Raw genomic sequence first — 2,703 nt, 5'->3', positions numbered from 1 at the left:
CGGGGAGGACCGGGGCGTCGTGGCCGACCATGGCGTCGAGGGTGACGAGGTGGGGTAGGCGGGGCGGGGTGAGGGCCAGCCACTGTTTGCCGGTGGGGTCGTCGGTCTTGGCCACGAGGCGAATCGCGTTGGTTCCGGTGGGGATTCGGTCCAGGGCGATGGGGAGGTTGCGCCAGCCGGGGGCCCCGCCGACGTTCGGCGGGGTGAGGTTGCCGAGGGGCTGGACGGCGCCGTCGTCGGCGCGGTGGGCGAATTCCAGGCGCAGTTGTGCGCCGTCGATCTGGTGGCCGTTGTCATCGGCGGCGATGCGTCCGGCGACGGTCAGGATCAGCACCTGGTAGCTCGGATCCTGTTGTGCCGCTGCCAGATCCATGCGATACCACTGGGTGGTCAGGTGGGCGGGCTGGGGCTGGCCGGTGGTGTAGCTGCCCAGGACCGGGGTTCGTTTGGGATCGAGGCCGTAGGGGAGGGCAACGGTGCTGCCGTTGATGCCCGGCTCGGCCTTGGGCTTGTCGGCGGGGCCGCCACCGGGAGGCGGGGTCTTGCCACCGCCACCGCCACCGTTGCCGCCGCCGGGTCCCGAGCCCTCCGGCGCGAGGTCGCCGACGCCATTGGCGGTGAATCCGCTGTTCTCGGCGGCCAGTCCGTCGGCCGCCGCACCGGTGTACGGCGTGAGCAGGGAATCCTCGGGCTTGTTCTCCACCAGCACGTCATCGGCCATGGCGCACGGATGCCCCTGGAGGGCACGGAGATTCGAGAGCGCGACCGAGTACGCCGGATACTGCGACCAGGCGGCCGAGGCCATCGTGCCGACCTCGAACAGCACCAGCACGGCAGCGGCCAGCGTGAGCGGACGGATGGCGATCCGGTCGAAAGGCTTTGCCACCGAGCTGCTCTCGCGATACGGCTCGCGGTAGTACTGCCACGCCGCGACCACCAGGCACAGTGCGCCCAGGCCGAAGACGAACGATGCGACGGCCGTCCCACCGAGCACCGGTGCGCGATCGGGCCAGCGGACCCCGTATCCGGACACGTACCACCAGCCGTTGGAGCCGGTGAAGCAGAACGCCACCAGGAACAGTACCGCCGCCGCGAACAGCGAGCGCAGGTAGCGCACGCGAATACCGTTGCCGCCCACCGCGACCGCCGTCACCGCCGCCAACGCGGCGGCCAGCCCGGCGTAGACGCCGAAATGATGGGTCCACTTGGTCGGGGTGAAGGCCATGAGCAGCAGCGACATTGCCGCGATGCCCAGCACCCGGGCGACGGGGCCGCGTGCGGTGTCGGGAATCCGTCCGCCCTTGCGCAGCACGACCGCGAAACAGACGCCCAGGCACAGCAGCATGGCGAGGACACCGAAACGCCTCGACAGCGAGCCATCGGGGGTCAGCGACAGCAGGGAGATCCAGCGGGTCGGCTCATCGGGCCAGGAGAGGTTGGGGCCGACCAGCTTTCGCACCCGAGTGGCCTCCAGCACCGACGCGATGGTCTGGTCGGCGAAGACCACGGTCAGCACCAGTGTTCCCGCTGTCAGCACCGGCGCAATCCGCGCGAGGTATCCCAGGGCGCGGCCGGATTCGCTGCGGACCTGGGCGACCAGGATCCCCAGCACCCGCCGTGAACCGGCGAAAAGCGCCGCCAGGCAGATCAATCCGGAGGGACCGGCGGCCAGCGAGAACGCCGCGATCAATACCGCGACAGCGGCGGGCAGTAGTCGCCGGGTGGCGATGGCCCGCTCGATGGAGCACCAGGTGAGCAGGGCGCCCAGCGCGATCAGCGGTTCGGGTCGCAGACCGTTGTTGTATGGCAGCCACAGCGCCAGGAAAACCAGCGCGGCCGTCCACCGCGCCCCCGCCCCACTGCGCACACGGGAACCCAGGCGCGGCAGCACTTCCCGGCTCACCACCCACCAGCACAGGATTCCGGCCAGCAGTGCGGGCATCCGCATCCACAGGCTCGCATCGGTGAGCCGCGTCATCTGCGCGAGCAACTCGTACGGCCACCCGAACGGGGCCTCGGCGACCCCGTACCAGCGGTAGTAGTTGGCCGTGTACCCCGCGTGCTTGGAAACCCTCGCCATCGTGAGGATGTAGCCGTCATCGGAGGTATTGGCCCCGACCACATGCCACACGCCGAGCGTGGCCAGCACGAGCGCATCGGTCAGCGTGAACCGCCACCAGCGCGCGGGCAGGAATCGCCGCCTGCGCCGACCATCGGCGGCATCGATGAAATACAGGCACACCAACGCGATCAGCGTGCACAACACCGCGCCGGCCATCGCCGCGAGCTTCAACGCACTCGGACTCGACGAGAACCGCGCATCGATATCGGCATGCAGCCGTGCATCACTGAGCCGCGTGCGATCGAGATCGGTATACACACCGACGATCTGAGGCCGCACATCCTTGTCGAGGGTGGTCCGCATCGGCGAACCGTCCGGCCGATTCAACCCGGTCAGTTCCGCAGTGGTGGCCGATGCGGTCGAATGCACCACGAGCGCACCACAACCCGCATGTGGTGCGATATTCGGAGTCACCCCGGCTCCAGCGCCAGGCCCGATCGCAGTATTCGCACCGGGGTCGGTGCTGCTCGCGGGTGGTGTCGGTGCGTCGGCGGGCGCGACGCCGCCACCCGGAAGCACGCCGCCCGCCGACGCACCGGCCCCGCCCGCGAGCCGCGCGGACCCCGGTGCGAATACTGCGG

At 69.8% G+C, this 2,703-nt stretch carries 1 protein-coding gene; it reads right to left on the bottom strand.

The features are described 5' to 3' along the window. The coding region (locus tag ACAM49_RS39680) for an arabinosyltransferase domain-containing protein (RefSeq protein ID WP_369640663.1) at positions 1 to 2,491 on the bottom strand (2,491 nt) is incomplete at its 3' end. Positions 2,492 to 2,703 lie beyond the last annotated feature (212 nt).

Origin of the sequence: Nocardia sp. JMUB6875 (assembly GCF_041154655.1) — a bacterium.
Classification (GTDB): Bacteria; Actinomycetota; Actinomycetes; order Mycobacteriales; family Mycobacteriaceae; genus Nocardia.
Note: the sequence above shows the minus strand (reverse complement) of the source record. Positions and strands in the feature narration are given on the sequence as shown.